Origin of the sequence: Caballeronia sp. LZ016 (assembly GCF_031450805.1) — a bacterium.
In the GTDB taxonomy this organism is placed as follows: domain Bacteria; phylum Pseudomonadota; class Gammaproteobacteria; order Burkholderiales; family Burkholderiaceae; genus Caballeronia.
Window position 1 is genome coordinate 2,015,008 of sequence record NZ_JARTVY010000001.1, and the last position, 21,622, is coordinate 2,036,629.

The 21,622-nt window shown below is 64.2% G+C and carries 22 protein-coding genes and 5 tRNA genes; 22 read left to right on the plus strand and 5 right to left on the minus strand.

From position 1 onward, the window contains the following. Position 1 precedes the first annotated feature (1 nt). Positions 2-847 carry a 23S rRNA (adenine(2030)-N(6))-methyltransferase RlmJ gene (locus P9220_RS09585; RefSeq protein ID WP_309764636.1) on the minus strand — a complete coding sequence of 282 codons (846 nt, stop codon included), beginning with the start codon at positions 845-847 and terminating at the stop codon, positions 2-4. Positions 848-1,100: 253 nt separating this feature from the next. On the opposite strand from P9220_RS09585, the gene P9220_RS09590 reads away from it, so the two are divergent. The 14 genes from P9220_RS09590 to P9220_RS09655 all read left to right on the plus strand — a co-directional run bounded on the left by P9220_RS09590 (position 1,101) and on the right by P9220_RS09655 (position 14,641). Beyond that, complete coding sequence (locus P9220_RS09590; RefSeq protein WP_309764637.1) at positions 1,101-1,895, plus strand: 3-hydroxybutyrate dehydrogenase; 795 nt, start codon at positions 1,101-1,103, stop codon at positions 1,893-1,895. Positions 1,896-1,915: 20 nt separating this feature from the next. Continuing rightward, positions 1,916-3,124, plus strand: coding sequence for a patatin-like phospholipase family protein (locus tag P9220_RS09595; RefSeq protein ID WP_309764638.1), 1,209 nt, complete (start codon positions 1,916-1,918; stop codon positions 3,122-3,124). 89 nt (positions 3,125-3,213) lie between these two features. Further along, the gene (locus P9220_RS09600; RefSeq protein WP_309764639.1) at positions 3,214-3,696 is read left to right on the plus strand and encodes a low molecular weight protein-tyrosine-phosphatase; all 483 of its coding nucleotides are present in this window, start codon (positions 3,214-3,216) and stop codon (positions 3,694-3,696) included. Positions 3,697-3,838: 142 nt separating this feature from the next. Then, a complete protein-coding gene (gene iscR / locus P9220_RS09605) occupies positions 3,839-4,366 on the plus strand; it encodes a Fe-S cluster assembly transcriptional regulator IscR (protein ID WP_309764640.1) in 528 nt (175 codons plus the stop codon). Between the two features lie 85 nt (positions 4,367-4,451). After that, entirely contained in the window at positions 4,452-5,675 is a 1,224-nt protein-coding gene (locus P9220_RS09610; RefSeq protein WP_309764641.1) for an IscS subfamily cysteine desulfurase, read from the plus strand. Positions 5,676-5,711: 36 nt separating this feature from the next. Continuing rightward, a complete protein-coding gene (gene iscU, locus P9220_RS09615) occupies positions 5,712-6,140 on the plus strand; it encodes a Fe-S cluster assembly scaffold IscU (RefSeq protein WP_309764642.1) in 429 nt (142 codons plus the stop codon). Positions 6,141-6,247: 107 nt separating this feature from the next. Beyond that, positions 6,248-6,571: an iron-sulfur cluster assembly protein IscA gene (gene iscA / locus P9220_RS09620; RefSeq protein WP_040050933.1), complete on the plus strand. Its 324-nt coding sequence runs from the start codon at positions 6,248-6,250 to the stop codon at positions 6,569-6,571. An 82-nt stretch (positions 6,572-6,653) separates the two neighbouring features. Further along, positions 6,654-7,181, plus strand: coding sequence for a Fe-S protein assembly co-chaperone HscB (hscB, locus tag P9220_RS09625; RefSeq protein ID WP_309765439.1), 528 nt, complete (start codon positions 6,654-6,656; stop codon positions 7,179-7,181). Between the two features lie 36 nt (positions 7,182-7,217). Further along, positions 7,218-9,083, plus strand: a complete 1,866-nt coding sequence (hscA, locus tag P9220_RS09630) for a Fe-S protein assembly chaperone HscA (RefSeq protein WP_309764643.1) — start codon at positions 7,218-7,220, stop codon at positions 9,081-9,083. A gap of 25 nt (positions 9,084-9,108) precedes the next feature. Beyond that, on the plus strand, positions 9,109-9,450 hold the full coding sequence (gene fdx, locus P9220_RS09635; protein ID WP_309764644.1) for an ISC system 2Fe-2S type ferredoxin: 342 nt from the start codon (positions 9,109-9,111) through the stop codon (positions 9,448-9,450). Between the two features lie 14 nt (positions 9,451-9,464). Continuing rightward, positions 9,465-9,662: a Fe-S cluster assembly protein IscX gene (gene iscX / locus P9220_RS09640; protein WP_309764645.1), complete on the plus strand. Its 198-nt coding sequence runs from the start codon at positions 9,465-9,467 to the stop codon at positions 9,660-9,662. A gap of 334 nt (positions 9,663-9,996) precedes the next feature. Continuing rightward, complete coding sequence (locus P9220_RS09645; protein WP_309764646.1) at positions 9,997-12,819, plus strand: molybdopterin cofactor-binding domain-containing protein; 2,823 nt, start codon at positions 9,997-9,999, stop codon at positions 12,817-12,819. Beyond that, positions 12,816-13,388 carry a 2Fe-2S iron-sulfur cluster-binding protein gene (locus P9220_RS09650; protein ID WP_309764647.1) on the plus strand — a complete coding sequence of 191 codons (573 nt, stop codon included), beginning with the start codon at positions 12,816-12,818 and terminating at the stop codon, positions 13,386-13,388. Before P9220_RS09645 ends, P9220_RS09650 begins: the two co-directional genes overlap by 4 nt. Next, positions 13,388-14,641, plus strand: coding sequence for a c-type cytochrome (locus P9220_RS09655; RefSeq protein ID WP_309765440.1), 1,254 nt, complete (start codon positions 13,388-13,390; stop codon positions 14,639-14,641). Before P9220_RS09650 ends, P9220_RS09655 begins: the two co-directional genes overlap by 1 nt. Before the next feature lie 65 nt (positions 14,642-14,706). Here the strand turns inward: P9220_RS09655 and P9220_RS09660 are convergent, their stop codons facing one another. Next, the gene (locus tag P9220_RS09660) at positions 14,707-15,648 is read right to left on the minus strand and encodes a patatin-like phospholipase family protein (protein ID WP_404989534.1); all 942 of its coding nucleotides are present in this window, start codon (positions 15,646-15,648) and stop codon (positions 14,707-14,709) included. Positions 15,649-15,856: 208 nt separating this feature from the next. On the opposite strand from P9220_RS09660, the gene gltX reads away from it, so the two are divergent. From gltX to P9220_RS09695, 7 genes are all read left to right on the plus strand, one after another. After that, positions 15,857-17,320, plus strand: coding sequence for a glutamate--tRNA ligase (gene gltX / locus P9220_RS09665; protein ID WP_404989535.1), 1,464 nt, complete (start codon positions 15,857-15,859; stop codon positions 17,318-17,320). A 141-nt stretch (positions 17,321-17,461) separates the two neighbouring features. Then, a tRNA-Ala gene (locus P9220_RS09670) sits at positions 17,462-17,537 on the plus strand. A 173-nt stretch (positions 17,538-17,710) separates the two neighbouring features. Next, a tRNA-Glu gene (locus P9220_RS09675) sits at positions 17,711-17,786 on the plus strand. A gap of 76 nt (positions 17,787-17,862) precedes the next feature. Beyond that, a tRNA-Asp gene (locus P9220_RS09680) sits at positions 17,863-17,939 on the plus strand. A 73-nt stretch (positions 17,940-18,012) separates the two neighbouring features. After that, a tRNA-Glu gene (locus tag P9220_RS09685) sits at positions 18,013-18,088 on the plus strand. 73 nt (positions 18,089-18,161) lie between these two features. After that, a tRNA-Asp gene (locus P9220_RS09690) sits at positions 18,162-18,238 on the plus strand. Positions 18,239-18,414: 176 nt separating this feature from the next. Beyond that, entirely contained in the window at positions 18,415-18,879 is a 465-nt protein-coding gene (locus P9220_RS09695) for a GNAT family N-acetyltransferase (protein ID WP_309764649.1), read from the plus strand. A gap of 18 nt (positions 18,880-18,897) precedes the next feature. Here the strand turns inward: P9220_RS09695 and P9220_RS09700 are convergent, their stop codons facing one another. Next, entirely contained in the window at positions 18,898-19,731 is an 834-nt protein-coding gene (locus tag P9220_RS09700; RefSeq protein WP_309764650.1) for a helix-turn-helix transcriptional regulator, read from the minus strand. Positions 19,732-19,877: 146 nt separating this feature from the next. Between P9220_RS09700 and P9220_RS09705 the strand changes: the two genes are divergently transcribed. After that, positions 19,878-20,294, plus strand: a complete 417-nt coding sequence (locus P9220_RS09705; RefSeq protein ID WP_309764651.1) for a gamma-glutamylcyclotransferase family protein — start codon at positions 19,878-19,880, stop codon at positions 20,292-20,294. A 135-nt stretch (positions 20,295-20,429) separates the two neighbouring features. Here the strand turns inward: P9220_RS09705 and P9220_RS09710 are convergent, their stop codons facing one another. Then, positions 20,430-20,675 carry a hypothetical protein gene (locus P9220_RS09710; RefSeq protein WP_309764652.1) on the minus strand — a complete coding sequence of 82 codons (246 nt, stop codon included), beginning with the start codon at positions 20,673-20,675 and terminating at the stop codon, positions 20,430-20,432. A gap of 258 nt (positions 20,676-20,933) precedes the next feature. Further along, positions 20,934-21,446 (minus strand): YdcF family protein, encoded by a 513-nt coding sequence (locus P9220_RS09715; protein WP_309764653.1) that lies wholly within the window; start codon positions 21,444-21,446, stop codon positions 20,934-20,936. Between the last annotated feature and the right edge of the window lie 176 nt (positions 21,447-21,622).

Sequence of the window (21,622 nt, forward strand, 5' to 3'; positions counted from 1 at the left end):
CTCAGTCCGCGCGGTGCTCCAGCTTGAACGATGCGTTCGCGTCCTGCCCCAGCACATCGACCAGGTAGGGCAGCGCGCCCTTGAGTTCGCTCGCCAGCTTGTACGGCGGATTCAGGATGAACATGCCGCTGCCGAAGAGACCGAAACCGTCCGCCGGCGGCGCCTTGATCGTCAGCGAGGCGTGCAGCCATCCGTTCGGCTGAATGGCCTTCAACTGTTCCGCGAAGCGCTGCGACTCCAAACGCGCGACCTGCGGGTACCACACCGCGTAGGTGCCCGTCGCGAACCGCTTCAGCGATTCCTCGAGACACGTCAGCGTGCGCGCGTAATCGCGCTTGTCCTCATACGACGGATCAATCAACACCAGCGCACGGCGCGGGGGCGGCGGAAGAAGCGCCTTGATGCCGTCGAAGCCGTCGCCGTCGTAGATCATGGCGCGGCGGCCGGCATCGCGAAAATTGTGGCGCAGCACGTCGATCTCCGTGCTGTGCAGTTCGAAGAGCCGCATGCGGTCCTGCTCGCGCATCGCGCGCCACGCCAGGTACGGCGAGCCGGGATAAAAGCGCAAGCCGCCGTCCGGATTCAACGCCCGTACTTCGTCGACGTAATCCGAAAGCAGTGCGGGCAGATCCGTGCGGTCCCACAGCCGCGCGATGCCGGTTTCGTACTCGGCGTTCTTGGCCGCGAAGCCTTCGGTGAGCGCGTACACGCCCGCGCCCGAATGAGTGTCGATGTACCAGTACGACTTGTCCTTGAGGCCCAGATAACGAAGCATTTGAATGACGATCGCGTGCTTCAGCACGTCGGCGTGATTGCCGGCATGAAAGGCGTGGCGGTAACTGAGCATGGCGAATGGCGCCTGAAATGAGAGCTAAACAGCCGATTGTAGCGGAGCATGTGCGACCGGCTTACGGGTTGATACGCTGGTGCGGCGCACCACGGCGTTCATGCACAATAGCCGGTCCCGGCCGCGCGTAGTAGTCAGCCGAACGGCATAGGCGGTGTCGCATGCATCGCTCAATTGGTCCTATGCCGAACGGACAGCTTGATGGGCCGCTGCATCGCGTGTTGTCATTCAGTCATCCGACAAGGAGATTCGCATGTCACAGAACGGTAAGCTCGACGGCAAGACGGCGGTAGTAACGGGCGCGGCGAGCGGCATCGGCCGCGCGATCGCTTTTACGCTCGCCGAGGCAGGCGCGGCGGTCGCGATCGCCGATCTGAATCAGGCCGGCGCGGATGCCGTCGCCGCCGAGATTCGCGGGAAAGGCGGCAAGGCGGTCGGCATTGCGATGGACGTCACCGACGAACAAGCCGTCGATAGCGGCATCGACCGCGTCGCGGCGGAGCTGGGCTCGGTGGACATTCTCGTATCGAACGCGGGGATTCAGATCGTCAATCCGATCGAGAGCTACGCCTACGCCGACTGGAAGAAAATGATGGCGATCCACGTCGACGGGGCGTTTCTGACCACCCGCGCCGCGCTGCGACACATGTACAAGGACGACCGCGGCGGCGTAGTCATCTACATGGGATCGGTGCATTCGCAGGAGGCGTCACCGCTCAAGTCGGCTTACGTCACGGCCAAGCACGGTCTGCTGGGGCTCTCACGCGTGCTGGCGAAGGAGGGCGCGAAGCATAACGTCCGCTCGCATGTTGTCTGTCCCTGGTTCGTGCGCACGCCGCTCGTCGACAAGCAGATTCCCGAGCAGGCGAAGGAGCTGGGCATCAGCGAGGAAGAAGTCATTCGCCGCGTAATGCTGGGCGGCACGGTAGACGGCGTGTTCACCACGGTCGACGACGTCGCGCAGACGGTGCTCTTCCTGTCCGCGTTCGAAACGGCGGCGCTGACGGGGCAGTCGTTTGTCGTCAGTCACGGCTGGCACATGCAATAAGGGGGCGCGTCGTGGCAGACATGGAACCGCTCACCGAGAACCAAACCGCGCCCGCTGCGCACAGCAAGCCGGCCCCTGACAAGCGCATCGCGTTGCCCCCGTACGAGACGATCGCGCTCATGCTGCAGGGCGGCGGCGCACTCGGCGCGTATCAGGCCGGCGTCTATCAGGGGCTGCACGAGGCGGATATCCATCCGAACTGGATCGCCGGCATTTCGATCGGCGCGCTGAATACGGCGATCATCGCGGGCAATGCGCCGGAGAATCGCGCGACGCGTCTGCTGGAGTTCTGGGAAACGATCTGTCAGCCGGCCTTCGGCTTTCCGTTGCCCGCGTTCGCGGAGCGCGCGTTGTTCGAGTCGCCCGACGAAATCCGAAAGGCATTCACCGCCCTCCAGGCGGTCGGGGCGCTCGTGGAAGGGCAGAAAGACTTCTTCGTGCCGCGCTTCCCGCCGCCGTCTCCGCTGGCCGCCGGTTCGCCGCAAACCGCCAGCTACTACGACACGACGCCGCTAAAAGCCACGCTCGAGCGCCTCTGCGACTTCGATCGAATCAACTCGGGCGAGACACGCGTGTCGGTTGGCGCGGTCAACGTCGGCACGGGCAACTTCGCCTATTTCGACAACACGCAGATGAAGCTGCGCGTCGAGCACTTCATGGCTTCGGGTGCGCTGCCGCCCGGCTTCGCGGCGGTCGAAATCGACGGCCAGTTCTACTGGGACGGCGGCCTCATGTCGAACACACCCTTGTACGAGATCGCGCAGGCTACGCCGCGCCGCGATACGCTCGGCTTTCAGGTCGACCTGTGGAGCGCGCGGGGACCGGTGCCGGACAGCATCGTCGATGTGATGGGCCGCGTGAAAGACGTGCAGTATTCGAGCCGCACGCGACTCGTGACCGATCAGATGCAGCGCGCACAGCGGTACCGCAACGTGCTGCAGCACGTGCTCGATCTCGTTCCCGAAGAGGTCCGCAAGAACGACGAATGGTGCCGCCGAGCCGCGGAACTCGCGTGCTCCAAGCGCTATAACATCATCCATCTGATCTACCGCCAGAAAGAGTACGAGGGACATTACAAGGACTACCAGTTCGGCCTGTCGACCATGCGCGAACACTGGGAAAGCGGGCTCACGGATATCCGCCGCACGCTCGCTCGTCGGGACTGGCTCGAAATGCCGAACGGCGAAGCGCGGTTCGTCACCCACGACATCCACCGCGAGGAACGCTGATTCGCCGAACCGGCCGTCCCGGCGCGTTTTGTCACCACTTTGTATAATCCGACCGCGCCGCCCCCATCGTTCTTCACGTTCTCGTCCCGATGAATTCGATCGCTGTCTGCTTCGTCTGTCTCGGCAACATCTGCCGGTCTCCCAGCGCGGAAGCGGTCATGCGCGAACTGGTCGCGCAGGCCAGGCTCGCGGACCGGATCATCATCGATTCGGCGGGCACGGGGGACTGGCACATCGGCCAGCCTCCGGATGAGCGCGCCCAGCGCGCGGCGAAGAAACGCGGCTACGACTTGTCCAGCCTGCGAGGCCGTCAGGTCGCGGCGGACGATTTCGCGCGCTTCGACCTCTTCATCGTCATGGACGACGCGAACGCGTCGGCGCTCGCCTCGGTCTGTCCGCCGGAGCACCGGGACAAGATTCGTCTGCTGATGGAATTCGCCACGCTCGATGACAGCCGCGTCGTGGTCGATCCGTACTTCGGCGGCGAGGAAGGCTTCGAGCGCGTGCTCGATCAGTGCGAAGACGCGTGCGCGGGCTTGCTCAAGACGTTGCGCGCGCAGCTGATGGCGTGAACGGGCGCGAGCCGACGCGGCAGAAAGCAGCGGGCGAAAAATCCCCTTAAACCGCTACATATTTCGCCCCAGATACTTGACTAAAACTGTGGGCTATTTATACTTGACGAAAATCATCGAGTATTAGCGTTAGCCCCCAATTATGAGACTCACCACGAAAGGCCGTTTCGCCGTCACGGCGATGATCGACCTGGCGTTGCGCCAGGAGCAGGGCCCGGTGACGCTGGCAGGCATCAGTCAGCGCCAGCGCATCTCGCTTTCCTACCTCGAACAACTGTTCGGCAAGCTGCGGCGCCATGAGATCGTCGAATCGGTACGCGGTCCGGGTGGCGGGTACAACCTCGCGCGCCGCGCGGAAAACGTCACCGTGGCCGACATCATCATCGCGGTCGACGAGCCGATCGACGCCACGCAGTGCGGCGGCAAGGGCGCGTGCGAAGGCACGAAGCAGCACGACGGCCACTGCATGACGCACGAGCTGTGGGCGACGCTCAATCAGAAGATGGTCGAGTACCTCGATTCCGTCTCGCTGAAAGACCTGGTCGACCAGCAGCGCGCCCGCGAAGGTTCCGCGGCGGTGTTGCGCGACCGGCGCGCCGAGCCGGCCGGCGTCGAGGCCGCGCGTGTCGTGCCCAAGGGCCCGAATTCCATTTTCAATCTGGCCGGATGATCTGCGCCGCCGCGCGAAGCCGGCAACGGCGGCGCGGCAGGCAGCGGCCTGGCAGACGATTAGACCGATTATCCCGGAGCGACTGATGAATAACGATATTCCCCACCTGCCCATTTACATGGACTACAGCGCGACGACGCCGATCGATCCGCGCGTGGTGGACAAGATGATTCCGTATCTTCGCGAGCAGTTCGGCAATCCGGCCTCGCGCAGCCACCAGTACGGCTGGGACGCGGAGCGTGCGGTCGAGGAAGCGCGCGAGAACGTCGCGGCGCTCGTCAACGCCGACCCGCGCGAAATCATCTGGACTTCGGGTGCGACGGAATCGGACAACCTCGCCATCAAGGGCGCGGCGCACTTCTACAAGAGCAAGGGCAAGCACATCATCACCGTGAAGACGGAGCACAAGGCCGTGCTCGACACCACGCGTGAGCTGGAGCGCGAAGGCTACGAAGTCACGTATCTGGATGTGAAGGACGACGGTCTCATCGACCTGGAAAAGCTGAAGGCGGCCATTCGGCCGGACACGATCCTGGTCTCGGTGATGAGCGTGAACAATGAGATCGGCGTGATTCAGGACATCGAGGCGATCGGTGAGATCACGCGTGCGAAGGGCATCATTTTTCACGTCGATGCCGCGCAGGCCACCGGCAAGATCGAAATCGACCTGCAAAAGCTGAAGGTCGATCTGATGTCGTTCTCGGCGCACAAGACGTATGGCCCGAAGGGCATCGGCGCGCTGTACGTGCGCCGCAAGCCGCGCGTGCGCATCGAAGCGCAGATGCACGGCGGCGGCCACGAGCGCGGCATGCGTTCGGGTACGCTCGCGACGCATCAGATCGTCGGCATGGGCGAGGCGTTCCGCATCGCGCGCGAGGAAATGGCGACCGAAAACGAGCGCATCCGCATGCTGCGCGACCGGCTGCTGAAGGGCCTGCAGGATATCGAAGAGGTGTACGTCAACGGCGACATGGAGCGCCGTGTGCCGCACAACCTCAATATCAGCTTCAACTTCGTCGAAGGCGAATCGCTGATCATGGCGGTGAAGGATGTCGCGGTGTCGTCGGGATCGGCGTGCACGTCGGCCTCGCTGGAGCCGTCGTATGTGCTGCGTGCGCTCGGCCGCAACGACGAACTCGCGCACAGCTCGATCCGCTTCACGGTCGGCCGCTTCACGACCGAGCAGGACGTCGATTACGTCATCAACCTGCTCAAGAACAAGATCGCGAAACTGCGCGATCTGTCGCCGCTCTGGGAAATGCACAAGGACGGCATCGACATTTCGACCATCCAGTGGGCGGCGCACTGAGCGACGCGCGTCATCGAATAAAGGAGAGTTTGAATCATGGCTTATAGCGACAAGGTTCTGGACCACTACGAAAACCCGCGTAACGTCGGCTCGTTCTCGAAAGACGACGACACGGTCGGCACCGGCATGGTCGGCGCGCCCGCTTGCGGCGATGTGATGAAGCTGCAGATCCGTGTCGGCGCGGACGGCGTGATCGAAGACGCGAAGTTCAAGACGTACGGCTGCGGTTCGGCGATCGCGTCGAGCTCGCTCGTCACCGAATGGGTGAAGGGCAAGACGCTGGACGAGGCGATGTCGATCAAGAACACGCAGATCGCCGAGGAACTGGCGCTGCCGCCGGTGAAGATCCACTGCTCGATCCTCGCGGAAGACGCGATCAAGGCAGCGGTCGCCGACTACAAGCAGCGTCACGGCGCGGCCGCTCCGCAAGCGCAGGAAGCGCAAGCGAAGCAACAGGCAGCGTAAGCACGCGCACGGGACGGATTTTGAAGCAGGGCAAGGCCGCAGCGGCGCCGCATGAACGGCGGCCACGCTGCGAGAAGCGGGATTTGAGCGCGAGAGACGCGAAGACTATGGCAATCACGTTGACGGAGAAGGCGGCACAACACGTGCAGAAGTATCTGACGCGGCGCGGCAAGGGCGTCGGCCTGCGCCTGGGCGTACGCACGACGGGCTGCTCGGGTCTGGCTTACAAGCTTGAGTATGTCGATGAACTCGCACCGGAAGACATGGTGTTCGAATCGGCCGGCGTGAAGGTCGTGATCGATCCGAAAAGCCTCGCGTATCTCGACGGCACGGAACTCGACTTCGCGCGCGAAGGGCTGAATGAGGGTTTTCGCTTCAATAATCCGAACGCGAAGGACGAGTGCGGCTGCGGCGAATCGTTCCGCGTATGACGCGAGTAACGCCGGCGGTTTCGGCAAAAGAGGCGGCGCGGGCCGCCTTTTTCATTCGCGTTTCTTGAACACACACTACGTCATGGCCACGCTCACCGACAGTCATTTCGATCTCTTCGACCTGCCGCAGACGTTCGCCGTCGATCGCCAGAAGCTCGACGACGCCTATCGCACCGTGCAGGCGCAAGTTCATCCCGACCGCTTCGCCGCCGCCGGCGACGCCCAGCGACGCCTCGCGATGCAATGGGCGACGCGCGCCAACGAGGCGTATCAGACACTGCGCGATCCGCTCAAGCGCGCGCGCTACATGCTGTCGCTGCGCGGCGTCGATGTCGGCGCGGAAAACAACACGGCGATGGAACCCGCCTTTCTGATGCAGCAGATGGAATGGCGCGAAAATATCGAGGATGCCGCCGCCGCGAAGAACGTCGGCGCACTCGAGGCGCTGCTCGACGAGTTGCGCGACGAAGAGCGCGTGCGCTTCACGAAGCTCGAAGCGTTGATCGACGGCAAGGCCGATCAGGCGGCGAGCGAAGCGGTGCGTCAGTTGATGTTCATCGAGCGCGTGGCGCATGAAATCGGCGCGCAGATCGAGCGGCTCGAACACTGACCAGCACGCGCCGGATACAACCCCACAAGACCAACGATGGCTTTACTGCAAATCTCAGAACCCGGCATGGCGCCCGCGCCGCACCAGCGGCGCGTCGCGGTCGGCATCGATCTCGGCACCACGAATTCACTCGTGGCCGCCGTGCGCAACAGCGTGCCCGAAGCGCTGCCCGACGAGGACGGCCACGTGCTGCTGCCGTCGGTCGTGCGCTATCTGGAGAAGGGCGGCCGGCGCATCGGCCGGATCGCGAAGGAAGAAGCCGCCACCGATCCGCGCAACACGATCGTCTCCGTCAAGCGCTTCATGGGCCGCGGCAAGAGCGAAGTGGAGGGCGCGGAGAACGCGCCGTACGATTTCATCGACGCCCCCGGCATGGTGCAGATTCGCACCATCGATGGCGTGAAGAGCCCGGTCGAAGTATCGGCGGAAATTCTCGCGACTTTGCGCTATCGCGCGGAAGATTCGCTCGGCGAGGACCTCGTCGGCGCGGTCATCACCGTGCCCGCCTATTTCGACGAAGCGCAGCGCCAGGCGACCAAGGACGCGGCCAGGCTCGCGGGCCTGAACGTGCTGCGCCTGCTGAACGAACCGACCGCGGCCGCGATCGCGTATGGCCTCGATAACGGCGCCGAAGGCCTTTACGCGGTCTATGACCTCGGCGGCGGCACCTTCGACCTGTCGATTCTCAAGCTGACGAAGGGCGTCTTCGAAGTGCTCGCGGCGGGCGGCGATTCCGCCCTCGGCGGCGACGACTTCGATCACGCGCTGTACCGGCATGTGCTCGCGCAGGCAGGCGTTCAGCCGGACGCGCCGGAAGACGTGCGCCTGTTGCTCGACCGCGTGCGTACCGCCAAGGAAGCGTTGTCGTCGGCGAGTGAAGCGCGTGTGCAGGCGACGCTATCGACGGGCGCGCGAATCGACGTGACCGTGAGCGAAGCGCAGTTCGCCGCGCTGACGGAATCGCTCGTCGCCCGCACGCTCGGGCCGACGAAAAAGGCGCTGCGCGACGCGAAAGTGACGCCCGCCGAAATCAAGGGCGTGGTGCTGGTCGGCGGCGCGACGCGCATGCCGGTCATCCGCCGTGCGGTCGAGGCGTTCTTCGGCCAGCCGCCGCTCGTCAATCTCGATCCCGATCAGGTGGTCGCGCTCGGCGCCGCTGTTCAGGCGGATCTGCTCGCGGGCAACCGGCGCGGCGAAGGCGACGACTGGCTCCTGCTCGACGTGATCCCGCTGTCGCTCGGCGTCGAAACGATGGGTGGCCTCACCGAGAAGATCATCCCGCGCAATTCGACGATTCCGACCGCCCGCGCTCAGGATTTCACGACGTTCAAGGACGGCCAGACGGCGATGGCGATCCATGTCGTGCAAGGCGAGCGGGAGCTCGTATCCGACTGCCGCTCGCTCGCGCGTTTCGAGCTGCGCGGCATCCCGCCGATGGCCGCCGGAGCGGCGCGCATCCGCGTCACGTATCAGGTCGATGCGGACGGCCTGCTGTCCGTGTTCGCGCGCGAGCAGTTGTCGGGCGTGGAGGCGTCGGTGGTGGTGAAGCCGTCCTACGGTCTCGCCGATGACGACGTCGCGCGCATGCTCGAAGAGAGCTTCAGGACCGCGGAAACGGACATGCGCGCCCGCGCGCTGCGTGAAGCGCAGGTCGAAGCCGAGCGCCTCGTCGAAGCGACGCACGCGGCCCTCGCCGCCGACGGCGAATTGCTCGACGACGCCGAGCGCGCCGAAATCGACACCCTCACGGCCGAACTGGCGGCGCTCGCGAAGGGCGACTCGACGCAGCAGATCGAAGACGCGACCAAAGCGCTGTCCGCCGCCACCGACGAATTCGCCGCGCGCCGCATGAACAAGAGCATTCGCCGCGCGCTCGCCGGCCGCAAGCTCGACGACGTCTGATCCACTCAAGCATTCACGGAAAACCATGCCTCAAATCGTTGTGCTGCCTCATGTCGAACTCTGCCCGGACGGCGCGGTGATCGACGCCGATGTCGGCAAGAGCATCTGCGACAACCTGCTGGAACACGGCATCGAAATCGAGCACGCGTGCGAGAAGTCGTGCGCGTGCACGACCTGCCACGTGATCATCCGGGAGGGCTTCAACGCGCTGGAACCGTCGGAGGAGACCGAAGACGATCTGCTCGACAAGGCCTGGGGCCTGGAGCCGACTTCGCGGTTATCATGTCAGGCGATGATGCCGGCCGAGGAAGACCTGGTGGTCGAGATTCCCCGGTACTCCATCAATCACGCCAAGGAAAATCACTGACAGGAGGCTCGCCCATGAAGTGGACGGATACCCAGGAGATCGCGATGGCGCTCACCGACGCGCATCAGGATGTCGATCCCCAATACGTGCGTTTCACGGATCTGCATCGCTGGGTGACGGAACTCGACGGTTTCGACGACGACCCGCAGAACTCGAACGAGAAAATCCTCGAAGCGATCCAGGCGGCCTGGATAGAAGACGCGGATTATTGATTTCCCCACTGCATCGGTTCAGGCAAACGGCGGCGCTCGCAAGAGGCCGCCGTTTTTCATTGGGCGCGCCGCACGCCAGCGCCGCCATGTGCCGCCGTCGAATCTTGACAGAACTTGACGCCCCGAGCGTTGTTCACCTTTCCCCTGCGACTTAAAATCGCGCCCGCTATCTGTCGGCAACCAATGCCGACCGGCATCCATCACGCCCAGACGCCGTAGTTGCTTGCGCGTCGATGTTTGGCATCACGAACAAATTTTTACATGCCCGCGTCGAGGCGGCGTGGGGCCGTCCGTCCATCGGATGGTCTACGGGCGTTCATTTGAGGAGAAGTACATGGGGAAACTCGGCCTGTCGCGTCGTGGTTTTCTGAAAGCGGGCGCGCTTGCGGGCGTGTCGGTTTTCATTGCGCCCCTGGGAAGCCGCGCGTTCGCGGCCCTGTTCGAAGAGACGATCCTGACGCCCGTGCAGTGGGATGCGGCGAGCGGCAACGCGAAGTTCCGTATCGACGGCATCGCGAAGGTGACGGGCGCGAAAGTGTTCGCCCGCGACATCCGCGCGAAGGACATGCCGCACTGGCCGCAGGAGCAGTCGCACGCGCTCGTTCTGCGCACGACGCTCGCGGATCGGACCTATGCGGGTATCGACCTTTCGTCGCTCGATGGCGGACTCGCGCCCGATCGCATCGTCACGGCGGACGATCTCGCGCGCGACAAGCTCGCGTTCCCCGCTTTCTACGGCGACGACATGCTGTTGCCCGCCGGCAAGACGCCCGCCTATCTGGGGCAGGCGGTCGCCATTCTGATTTATCACGACTTCGCGCGCTTCCGTCTCGCGAAGGACAAGCTGCAGTTCCGCGAAGGCGTCGTCCGCTACGGCGAGCGCACTGCGTTGCTCGAGCGCGATCCTTGGGCGTCGTTCCGCTTCGTGCGCGTCGGCGGCAAGACGCCGTATGACGACGACACCTTCTCCAGCATGAAGGACTCGCCGCTCTTCCCGCACATGATGAAGAAGCGCGAGCCGGTCTGGGCCGACGCACACGAGCATGGCAAGCTCGACGAACAGGGCATGTTCCACGCCGAGGCCATCGCGAGCGAGCTGGATCATCCGCCGGCGGAATGGCTCGTCGTGGATCGCGAGTACAAGACGCAATCCGTCGATACTGCTGCGCTCGAACCGGACAACGCGAACTGCTGGTACGACGCGGCGACGCAGTCGCTGCACATGGTCGTCCCGACGCAGGGGCCGCACGAAGTGGCGCAAAGCGCGCTCGAAATGGCGGGCAAGTCGCGCTTCCCGGTGAAGAACCTGTTCCTGCATCCGTGCTACACGGTCGGCTACGGTTCGAAGGATCACTACAACGTGCCGTTCTACGGTCTCGTCGCGGCGATGTACGGCGATGGCCGCCCGGTGCGCCTCGCGTACGACCGCTTCGAGCAGTTCCAGCAGTCGCTCAAGCGGCACGCGTTCGACATGCGCTATCGCATGGCGGTCGACCGGAAGACTGGTCAGATCCAGTCGTTCAAGGGCGACTTCAGCGCGAACGGCGGCGGACGTTGCAACTTTTCGCCGTCCGTGGCGATGGTCGGCGCGACGGCTGCGCAGTCCATCTACTACATCCCGAAGAGCGACCTGACCGCTGTCGCGACGGCCTCGCGCGCGGTCGACGCCGGTTCGGCGCGCGGCTACGGCACGCTGCAGAGCATGGCGGCGACCGAGATGATGATCGACGATATCGCCGCTCAGCTCGATATCGATCCGATCGACCTGCGCCTCAAGAACGTGATGCGCACCGGCATGAAGAACACGCAGGGCGCGATTCCCGCTGGCGCCGTGCGCGCCGAGGAGGTGCTGCGCAAGGCGAAGGGCCATCCGCTATGGGTCGAGCGCGCGAAGCGCAAGGCCGAATTCGAGGCCGCGCATCCCGGCACGCGCTATGGCGTCGGCTTTGCGTGCACGCAGAAGGACTTCGGCACCGGCGCGGAAAGCGCGTTCGCGAAGGTCGAATTCACGGCGGACGGGCGCATCGCGCTGTCGCACTCCGGGGCGGAGATCGGCACGGGAACGTCGACCGCGCAGGCGCTCGTCGTTGCCAAGTGGCTGGGCAAGCCGGCCGCCGAGGTCCACATGGCCGTCACCGACTGGGCCGATCTGCCCGTCGTGACGAGCGGCGATCCGTACATCATGTCGCAGGCGGAGCAGGATCGTCTGAGCGCGAATCCGCGCTGGTCGCCGTCCTACATGTCGCCGGCGAGCGCCACCAACTCCGCGTACTACTTCTCGCACGCGACGCGCGAGGCGGCGCGCGTCGTGTTCCGTCACGGCCTGTGGCCCGCTGCGATGGCCATCTGGACCCAGGGCATCGGCGGCGGTCAGGCCGCGTCGTTCGTCGTCCTTATCGAGGATGCGCGCTGGATCGACGGGAAGCTCTCCGCCGACGGCCTCGAACCGATCCCGTTCGACGTCCTCGCGAAGAAGGCGCACGAACTCGGACTCGTGACCGGCGCGGTCGTGCATACGTTCAACCGCTGGCAATGGAGCGAGGCGCAGTTCGATATCGCGGGCAAGGCCGATCAGCTTCCGCTCGATGGCCTGTCGGTGCGCTTCGGCGCGAACGACGCGCAGCACAAGGGCAAGGCCACGGCCAACGGCTACACGGTGCTGGATCGCAAGAAGCTGTCGATTCCGCCCGTTCAGCGCAACAACGCAACGGTCACGTACTACAGCGCGGTCGGCACGCTCGTCGAACTCGCGGTGAACGAGGCGAGCGGCAAGGTCGAACTGCTGTCGCATCACTCGATCATGGAGTGCGGCAACCAGATTTCGCCGCAACTCGTGTCGGGCCAGTTGCACGGCGGCCTGGCGATGGGCATCGGCCACGCGCTGCACGAATATCTGCCGCTCTACGAAGACGGTCCCGGCAACGGCACCTGGAACTTCAACCGCTATCACTTGCCGCTCGCAAGCGACGTCGCCGTGTGGAAGCAGACCGGCGAAGTGTTGCCGCCGCTCAGCGAGACCGATCCGCCGAAGGGCATCGCCGAAGTGGTGATGATCCCGGTGGTAGGGGCCATCGTCAACGCGATCGCGCATGCGATCGGCCATCGCTTCACCGATCTGCCGGTGACGCCGAAAAACATTCAGGAGGTGCTCGCATGACGGCCATCCAATCCGCTGCGGGCGTCGAAATGCGCTCGCTCTCGATGACCATCAACGGCAACAAGGTCGGCCCGATGCAAGTGCCGGCCGGCCTGCCGATGATCGATTTCCTGCACGAGTACGCGGGCCTCACGGGCTCACGGCTCGGCTGCGGCCAGGGCATCTGCCATGCGTGCGTCGTGATCGTCGATCGCGCCGACGGGACCAGCGAGGAAGTACGCACGTGCATCAACGGCGCGCATTTCTTCGACGGCAAGACGGTGCGGACGATCAAAGGCCACGCGAAGCGCAACGAGCAGGGCGAAGTCGTCGAACTGGCTCCGGTGCAGCAGAAGTTTCTCGAGCACTTCAGTTTCCAGTGCGGCTATTGCACGCCCGGCTTCGTCAACGCGACGACCGTGCTGCTGGAGCGGCTCAAGCGCGAGCCGGTCGCGAAGGATCGGATCGAAGCGACCATCATGGATGCGCTCAACGATCACATCTGCCGCTGCACGGGATACGTCCGCTATTACGAGGCGGTGAAGGACCTCGTGCTGTCCACGCCCGGACTCGTGAAGGACGCCGCATGATGGGAGCGACCGTGACTCGTTACTTCACCCGCGCGATGCGCGCGTTGCCGCTCGCGCTTGCAGCCGCCGGCGCGTTCGCGTTGTCGGCATGCGGCAGCCACGAGAGCGCCGCGCCGAAGACCAGCTCTCCCGAACTCCTTGCGCGAGGCCGCTATCTGTCCCAAGCCGCCGATTGCGCCGCGTGCCACACCGCGACGGGCGGCGCGCCGTTCGCGGGCGGGGTGAAGCTGGAATCGCAGTTCGGCACGTTCTACGGTACGAACATCACGCCCGATCCGAACTACGGCATCGGCAAGTGGAGCGCGGATGACTTCTACGCCGCGCTGCACGACGGCAAGGCGCCGAAGGGCAAGCTTTACCCGGCGATGCCGTACACCTCGTATCGGCAAATTACCCGCGACGACAGCGATGCGATTTACGCCTATCTCATGTCGCAGAAGCCTGCGGCCGTGCCGAACATCGACGCGAACCTGACGTTCCCGTACAACGTGCGCTTCGCCGTGCGTTTCTGGGACGCGCTGTTCCTGAAGGACCGGCTGCCCGATGCATCGACGGGGCAGTCCGCCGACTGGACGCGCGGTCGCTACCTGGCGAACGGCCTCGGTCACTGCACGGAATGTCATACGCCGCGCGGCGCGTTCGGGCAGCTTCAGGACGCGAAGACACTGCAGGGCGGAACACTCGGCCGCATCGGCGCCCCCGACATCACGCCCGCTGCACTGGCGGCGCGCGGCTGGACGGGTCCGGATCTGCAGGCATTCTTCTCCACCGGCTTCGCCAAGCAGGGCTCGGCGTTCAGCGAGATGCATCCGGTGATCTACCTGAGCACGCAGCATCTGAATCCGGACGATCTCCGTGCGCTGACGGTGTATCTGCTGGGCGACGCGCCGCCCGCACCGGCGCCGGTGACCGCACAGCGTGGCGATGCGGCGCAACTGGCGGCAGGCCGCAATCTGTACCTCGATTCGTGCGCCGGCTGTCACGGCCGCGAAGGCGAGGGCAAGCCGCATGTCGCAGTGGCGATGAAGGAGAACTCGACGCTGCGGCAGAGCGATCCGCGCAACGTGATCGTGTCGATGCTCGACGGCATCGAGGCACAGGCGTTCCCGGGCGTCGAAAGCATGCAGCACATGCCGGGCTTCGCCGGGACGTACAGCGACGAGCAGATCGCGCAGTTGACGAACTATCTGCGCGCGACCTGGGGCGGACAGCGAAGCGACGTGACCGCCGATGAGGTCAAGTCGTTGCGTTAAAGAGGAAAGGCCACGCATTGCGTGGCCTTCGTGCTTTCAGGCCCTCCGTTTGTCGGACCTGGCGTTCAGACGCGCACGCCGCGCTCAACAAGCTGGCGCTGAAGCGCCGGCCACATCTTCGCCACCGCTTCCTCGCCCGCAAGTATCGCCGCGTTGCGCTGACTGAAGTCGCTGCTGCTCATCGCGTTGAGATTCGGGCGAATGACCGCGTCCGCGTACTTGTCGAGTTCATAGGCCTTGATCGACTGGCCCATGATCGTGAAGGTCTGCATCAGCACGTCGAAAGAACTTTGCGTGAGCGCGGTTTCCGGTCTCGCGGAGATGTCGACGGCGATCACGAAATCCGCGCCCATCTTGTGCGCGAACGCGGCGGGGACGGGGCTGACGAGCCCGCCATCGACGTATTCGTGATCGCCGATCTTCACCGGCTCGAAAATCGAAGGCACGCTGCACGACGCCCGCACCGCGATGCCGGTATTGCCGCGCTGAAAGAGAATCGGCTGGCCGTTTCTGAGATCCGTGGCGACGATGCCGAGCGGCTTTGCCATTTTCTCGATCGGCCGATTGTCGAGCGTCCTGTTGAGATAATTCTGCAGCGCGACGCCTTGCAGGATGCCGCGCGTGCGAAAGGGCATCGCCCAGTCGCTGATCGACGCTTCGTCCATTGTCAGGGCGAGTTTGTTGATCGCGATGCCGCTCATCCCCGATGCATAGAGCGCGGCGATCACCGATCCCGCGCTCGTGCCTGCAACGAGATCCACGCGCACGTTACGCGCTTCCAGCGCCTTGATGACGCCGATATGCGCAAAGCCGCGCGCCGCGCCGCCGCCGAGCGCGAGACCGATGCGGGCCGGGCGCTGCGAGCCCGCGTTCGGCGCAGGCGTCGCCGCGACGGGCGCGCCGCCGCCGCTGCTGCCGCCGCTCGTGGTCGTGCACGCGGCGAGAACGGAAGAGGCCGCCGCGAGCGAGAACGCGCGGCGCGAAAGGCGAGGTGACGATGACTTCAAGACGGACTCCAGCGGTGCGGCAGGTTCGAAGCCGGTCGCGTTGGGCGACGGCTGCGCGTGCAAGGGAAGCGGCGCGCACATCATAAAACAAAGCCGCGCGGGGCGGCGCGAAGCGGTCGACGAGTATAATTTCGTCTCATTTTCCAGGTGGCGCGCGCCTCGTACACGTGGTGCTTTCCGTTCGCGCCGAGCGCTTCGGGCGACCGACATGCGAAGGCATCGCGGTTTGCGCGCGCCGACCATCGAGTATTTCGAGAACAACGCAATGACTCAAGTCCGTACACGCTTCGCCCCGAGCCCGACCGGCTTCATCCACCTCGGCAACATTCGCTCCGCGCTTTATCCGTGGGCGTTCGCGCGGAAGATGAAGGGCACCTTCGTGCTGCGCATCGAGGACACGGACGTGGAGCGCTCCACGGAAGCCTCCGTCGACGCCATCCTCGAAGGCATGGCGTGGCTCGGTCTCGATTTCGACGAAGGCCCGTTCTATCAGATGCAGCGCATGGACCGGTATCGCGAAGTGGTCGCGCAGATGCTCGAGAACGGACTTGCGTATCACTGCTATATGTCGACGGAAGAACTCGACGCGCTGCGCGAACGGCAGCGCGCCGCCGGCGAGAAGCCGCGTTACGACGGCACGTGGCGCCCGGAGCCGGGCAAGGTGCTGCCGCCGGTGCCCGAAGGCGTGCAGCCGGTGGTGCGCTTTCGCAATCCGCTCACGGGCGTCGTCGCGTGGGACGACGCGGTTAAGGGACGCATCGAAATCTCGAACGCAGAGCTCGACGACCTCGTGATCGCGCGGCCGGACGGCACGCCGACGTACAACTTCTGCGTGGTCGTCGACGATCTCGACATGAAGATCAGCCACGTCATTCGCGGTGACGATCACGTGAATAACACGCCGCGCCAGATCAACATCCTGCGGGCGCTCGGCGGCGAGCCGCCCGTGTACGCGCATCTGCCGACCGTGCTGAACGAGCAGGGCGAAAAGATGAGCAAGCGCCACGGCGCGATGAGCGTGGTCGGGTATCGGGATGCCGGCTATCTGCCGGAAGCGGTCGTGAACTACCTCGCGCGGCTCGGCTGGTCGCACGGCGATGCGGAAATCTTCTCGCGCGAGCAGTTCGTCGAATGGTTCGATCTCGAGCATCTTGGCAAGTCGCCGGCGCAGTACGATCACGACAAGCTCAATTGGCTCAACGCGCATTACATCAAGGAAGCGGACAACGGGCGGCTCGCCGAACTGGCCCGGCCGTTCCTTGCCGAAGCGGGGATCGACGCCGCGGCCATCGATGGCGGCGCGCCGCTGGATCAGGTCGTCGCCCTGCTGAAAGACCGCGCATCGACGGTGAAGGAGATCGCCGATAACGCCGCGATGTTCTATCGCGAGCCGGCCATCGACCCCGACGCGTATGCGCAGCATGTGACCGATGCGGTGCGCCCGGCCATCGCCGATCTGCGCGCGGCGCTCGAACAGGCGGAATGGAGCAAGGAAGCCATCTCCGCCGCGCTGAAATCGACGCTGGCCGCGCACAAGCTCAAGATGCCGCATCTGGCGATGCCGGTGCGCCTGCTCGTCGCGGGCACGACGCACACGCCGTCGATCGACATCGTGCTGATGCTGTTTGGCCGCGAAGCGGTGCTGCGTCGGCTTGGAAAGGCGGCTGGTTGAGGAAGCGGCGCGCAATGGGCGGATGGCGGATCATCCATTGCGCGCGAAACCGGCAGGTGAGGCAGAAAAGTTTCGATTTATCGCTCCGAAGGTATTTACAAGTTCGAAAACGGCCGATAGAATCTCGTTTCTGTTCTGCAAGGGGGTATAGCTCAGCTGGGAGAGCGCTTGCATGGCATGCAAGAGGTCAGCGGTTCGATCCCGCTTACCTCCACCAAAGAACAGATGAAGCAGTTTCGCGAAGTATTGTCCGGTTCATTTGCCAGATTCGGAAGTCGCAAAAAATACTTCACAAGATACTCGAAGTTGTTTAGAATCTCGGTCTTCGTTGATTCGAAGCAGCAAACGGAATCAGCGAAGCAAGCATCAAAGACAGATTCACAAGTTTCTGTCCCCTTCGTCTAGAGGCCTAGGACATCACCCTTTCACGGTGAGTACAGGGGTTCGAATCCCCTAGGGGACGCCAGAACATCGGCGGCTGCTAGTTAAAAGCGCTGCAAGGTTTCATGAGCTGAATAAGCGCGTGAAACGACGAAAGAGCTGGAGCGGTAGTTCAGTTGGTTAGAATACCGGCCTGTCACGCCGGGGGTCGCGGGTTCGAGCCCCGTCCGCTCCGCCAACACTTTGCGAGCAGGAGTAAGTCCGGCTGATCAGCCGGTTTTTTTTCGCCGCAGGGTTGCAATAAGTTTGTTGTCCCCTTCGTCTAGAGGCCTAGGACATCACCCTTTCACGGTGAGTACAGGGGTTCGAATCCCCTAGGGGACGCCAGAACATCGGCGGCTGCTAGTTAGCGCTGCACGTTCGCGAGGTTCATCATCCTCGCGGGCGGGATGAAAGAGTTGGAGCGGTAGTTCAGTTGGTTAGAATACCGGCCTGTCACGCCGGGGGTCGCGGGTTCGAGTCCCGTCCGCTCCGCCAACTCACGATGAGAAAATCCAGCCTTCGGGCTGGATTTTTTTTCGCCTGTTCTTTCCGCGCCGTCCGCTTGAATTCTGCGGCGTTTGCAAACCGCGTCCCGACCATCGCATTTTCGATTGCCAGCACGCTCGCGCTGACATAGTGTGGAGGCACTGTCCCGTGCCTGCATGCGTGCGATGCTCGACCCGACCGAAGACCTTTCCCTCTACCAGCTCCGCCAGGCGACCATGGCCGACTTCGCGTTCGCCGAGGCGCTCACGCACGACAACATGGTCGGCTACTACCGGCGGCACAATCTCGTCTGGCGCGGCGATCTTTTCTTGTCGAGCTGGCGCGAATCCGAGAACTTCATCCTGCAGGCCGACGGCGTGCCGATCGGCATGATGCGCGTCACCGAGGAACATCACTCGCTTCATATCCGCGATGTCCAGATCGCGCAGGGCTATCGCGGCCGGGGCGCCGGCACCTTCCTGCTCGACACGGCCCATCGATGGGCCCGGGCGCGCGGTCTCACGGAATGCCAGTTGCGCGTGTTCGTCGATAACCCCGCCGCACGCCTCTATGTGCGCATGGGCTATCGGCCGGCCGGGCCGCGGCTGGCGCAACTCGGCGCGATCCGGCACATGGTTCGGCGTGTCTAGCGCCTTCGCCGCAGCCGATCAGAGGCTATCGACGTTGCGCTCGTCGCTCGCATCGCGTGCGAAGAAGGCGCGGGGACTTTCGCCGAAGGCGCGGCGGAACATCGCCGAGAACGCGCTCTGACTCTGATAACCCAGCTCCCGCGCAACCTGCGCGAGCGGCCGCCCCTGGCTCAATAGCGGAATGGCGCGCGCGAGCACGGCCTGCTGACGCCACTGCGAGAAACTTACGCCCAACTCGCGCCTGAAAAGCCGTGCGATGGTGCGCGTGCTCGCGCCCGCTTCCGATGACCAGCGCTCCAGGTCCGCATGCGACGGATCGGCGAGCACCGCGTTGCAGAGCGCGCGCAGGCGTTTCTCCGTGGGCATCGGCACGGAAAGCGGCAGCGGCTGGGAACGAATGATTTCGTCGAGCGCGAGCGTGCCGAGCAGCCGCTCGCGCTCGCGGGTGATCGGCTTATCGTCCAGTGCTGCGATCACTTCGCGCAATAGCGGCGATACCTCGACGACGCGGCACGCATCGAGCCCCGGCGGCACGACGCTGGCATCCACGTAAAGCGTGCGCAGATACGCGTCCTCGACGATCACGACTTCGTGCGTGACGTTGGGCGGCATCCAGATCGCGCGCGAGGGCGGGACCATCCATGTGGAATCGGCGGTTGCGACGCGCAGCACGCCGCGCGACGTATAAGCTACCTGCGCCCACGCATGCGTATGCAGCGCGATCCGGACGCCGGACGGCACCGGCCGCGAGCGCACGCGAATGGGATGATCGAGCGTCGGCGAGTGCTCGACGGGGATATCGAGATGCTCGACCTCCTCGTTGAACGGCCGCGGATCGGCAAACGTCGCCATATTCGGATTGGTGTGAAAGCGTGCTGCATGACGGCGCTGGACCCTGGCCGCGACTTGTCGATGTTAATCGACCATTGCAGGCAGCGGTTTTTTGGGCGGCGATAATGCTCGCTCATCCGATTGTCGACATGGGAGCGCTTCCGCCGATGCAACACGTTTTCGTCTATGGCACGCTTCGCGCGGGCGAGGTCAACGATATCAATGCCGCCGCGCAACGTCATGCGATTGCGGCGCCGACGCGGATCGGCGCGGCGCACGTGGCAGGCCGTCTATACGATTTCGGCTCGTATCCGGGACTGGTGCTGGACGACGCCGGCGCGCCCGTTCATGGCGATATCTATCTGATCGAAGATGCGCTCGTGCCCGTGCTCGATGAGATCGAGCACGTGTATCCGGGCGTGGAAGGGCTGTTCCGCGCGCATCGATTGCACGTCGAAGTCGAAATGGACGGCGGCGCGACGCACATCGATTGTCTGGTCTACCCGGTGACGGCCGCGGCGGCGCAAGGGCTGCCGCGCATAGAAGGCGGCGACTGGATCGCGCACCGCACTGCTCGCGCCTGAGCGAAGGGCGAAGGGCGAAGGGCGAAGGGCGAAGCGAAAAGCGGGGCAAAAGCAACCCACGCCGTCACGCGAGGCACATGCATCGCCGTGACGGCGCGGCCGACCCGCGCGGCGAGGTCGGAAAGCCGAAGCGCGTTACTCGGCCGAGTGCTTCTTCGACTTGCCGTGCGACTTCTTGTGATGGCCCGACTTGCCCGACGTCGACTGATCCATCTGCATGTCCTGCATGCTGGACTGACGCGATTGCAGCGCCTGCGCGCGCGACTCGACGTCGGCGATCCGTGCCGGGTCCGTGCTCATGCGCACGCCTTGTTCGCTTTGCGCGTATGCCGATGCGACGGCGCTGATGGACAACAGAACAGCCAGGGACACCTTCTTCATTTTTAGCTCCTAATAGCAGTTGAACCCGGGAATCGCCTGCCGACCCGGTCAGACAGACCCAAGGATTCGAGCAAAAAGCGCTCCTGCTTTTGCCGGCGAGCGCCTCTCCGGTCGAGCGACGATCCGGGTAAGTCGATCGTAAGCCTAAAACAAGTGCGCAGGATGTCGGGCAGGCGATTTCGGCCGGCCGTCGGCCGGTGCGGAATCATACCGGCGCGGTTCGGTCCTTTCTAGTCCTGATTATTTTGATATGGCGCCCTAGTAGAGGTGCAGCCAGCGATACACATGAAACCGCGCAAGCCCGACGAGTTCATGCAGCGCGAGCTCGCTATTTTCGAAACTCTTGAAACGCGGAATGAGCGTTAGCCGGGAGCGCCGCACGTCGGAGACATAAGGCTGTGGTTCATAGCCGAACGCTTCGAACGCCCGGACAGAACGCCGCATGTGATAGGCCGACGTGATGACGATCAACGCGCCATCGTGTGCATTCCCTAATATCTCGGCTACGTTTTGTGCGTTTTGATAGGTGTTCAGGCTCTTGTTTTCTCGCGTGAGATCGGCGGAAGGCACGCCTCTCGCCAGCACGTAGGGCGCGTAATTGTCGGCTTCCGCTTGTCCGTGATCCTGCGGATCACCGCCGCTGACGATCACGCGGCACGATGCGCCTCTCTCCCGGCACTCACGATACACCTGCGCCGCCGCCGCGATGCGCGGCATCGCGGCCCGCTTGGGAACGAGTCCCGAGTCGCTGCGCGAGGTTCCGCCGCCCATCAGGACGATCGTCGTCTTCGGTGCGAAGGAGGGCGGTATCGTCTCTTCATAACCGTACTGTGCGAGAGCGAACAGCGGTCTTGCGAACCAGCCTGTACCGAATCCCCAAGCGAGCAGTAATCCGACGATGGCGATTTGCTTGCGCCTTCTCGGCCAAAGCGCGAACAATGCAAAAA

Coding starts and splice junctions, on each gene's coding strand:
- iscR (WP_309764640.1), top strand. CDS start 3,839: ATGAGACTCACCACGAAAGGCCGTTTCGCCGTCACGGCGATGATCGAC.
- P9220_RS09710 (WP_309764652.1), bottom strand. CDS start 20,675: ATGAAGAAGGTGTCCCTGGCTGTTCTGTTGTCCATCAGCGCCGTCGCA.
- P9220_RS09650 (WP_309764647.1), top strand. CDS start 12,816: ATGACGGCCATCCAATCCGCTGCGGGCGTCGAAATGCGCTCGCTCTCG.
- hscA (WP_309764643.1), top strand. CDS start 7,218: ATGGCTTTACTGCAAATCTCAGAACCCGGCATGGCGCCCGCGCCGCAC.
- P9220_RS09695 (WP_309764649.1), top strand. CDS start 18,415: ATGCTCGACCCGACCGAAGACCTTTCCCTCTACCAGCTCCGCCAGGCG.
- P9220_RS09715 (WP_309764653.1), bottom strand. CDS start 21,446: ATGGGCGGCGGAACCTCGCGCAGCGACTCGGGACTCGTTCCCAAGCGG.
- P9220_RS09600 (WP_309764639.1), top strand. CDS start 3,214: ATGAATTCGATCGCTGTCTGCTTCGTCTGTCTCGGCAACATCTGCCGG.
- P9220_RS09585 (WP_309764636.1), bottom strand. CDS start 847: ATGCTCAGTTACCGCCACGCCTTTCATGCCGGCAATCACGCCGACGTG.
- iscX (WP_309764645.1), top strand. CDS start 9,465: ATGAAGTGGACGGATACCCAGGAGATCGCGATGGCGCTCACCGACGCG.
- hscB (WP_309765439.1), top strand. CDS start 6,654: ATGGCCACGCTCACCGACAGTCATTTCGATCTCTTCGACCTGCCGCAG.
- fdx (WP_309764644.1), top strand. CDS start 9,109: ATGCCTCAAATCGTTGTGCTGCCTCATGTCGAACTCTGCCCGGACGGC.
- iscA (WP_040050933.1), top strand. CDS start 6,248: ATGGCAATCACGTTGACGGAGAAGGCGGCACAACACGTGCAGAAGTAT.
- gltX (WP_404989535.1), top strand. CDS start 15,857: ATGCGAAGGCATCGCGGTTTGCGCGCGCCGACCATCGAGTATTTCGAG.
- P9220_RS09655 (WP_309765440.1), top strand. CDS start 13,388: ATGGGAGCGACCGTGACTCGTTACTTCACCCGCGCGATGCGCGCGTTG.
- P9220_RS09700 (WP_309764650.1), bottom strand. CDS start 19,731: ATGGCGACGTTTGCCGATCCGCGGCCGTTCAACGAGGAGGTCGAGCAT.
- P9220_RS09705 (WP_309764651.1), top strand. CDS start 19,878: ATGCAACACGTTTTCGTCTATGGCACGCTTCGCGCGGGCGAGGTCAAC.
- P9220_RS09645 (WP_309764646.1), top strand. CDS start 9,997: ATGGGGAAACTCGGCCTGTCGCGTCGTGGTTTTCTGAAAGCGGGCGCG.
- iscU (WP_309764642.1), top strand. CDS start 5,712: ATGGCTTATAGCGACAAGGTTCTGGACCACTACGAAAACCCGCGTAAC.
- P9220_RS09590 (WP_309764637.1), top strand. CDS start 1,101: ATGTCACAGAACGGTAAGCTCGACGGCAAGACGGCGGTAGTAACGGGC.
- P9220_RS09595 (WP_309764638.1), top strand. CDS start 1,916: ATGGAACCGCTCACCGAGAACCAAACCGCGCCCGCTGCGCACAGCAAG.
- P9220_RS09610 (WP_309764641.1), top strand. CDS start 4,452: ATGAATAACGATATTCCCCACCTGCCCATTTACATGGACTACAGCGCG.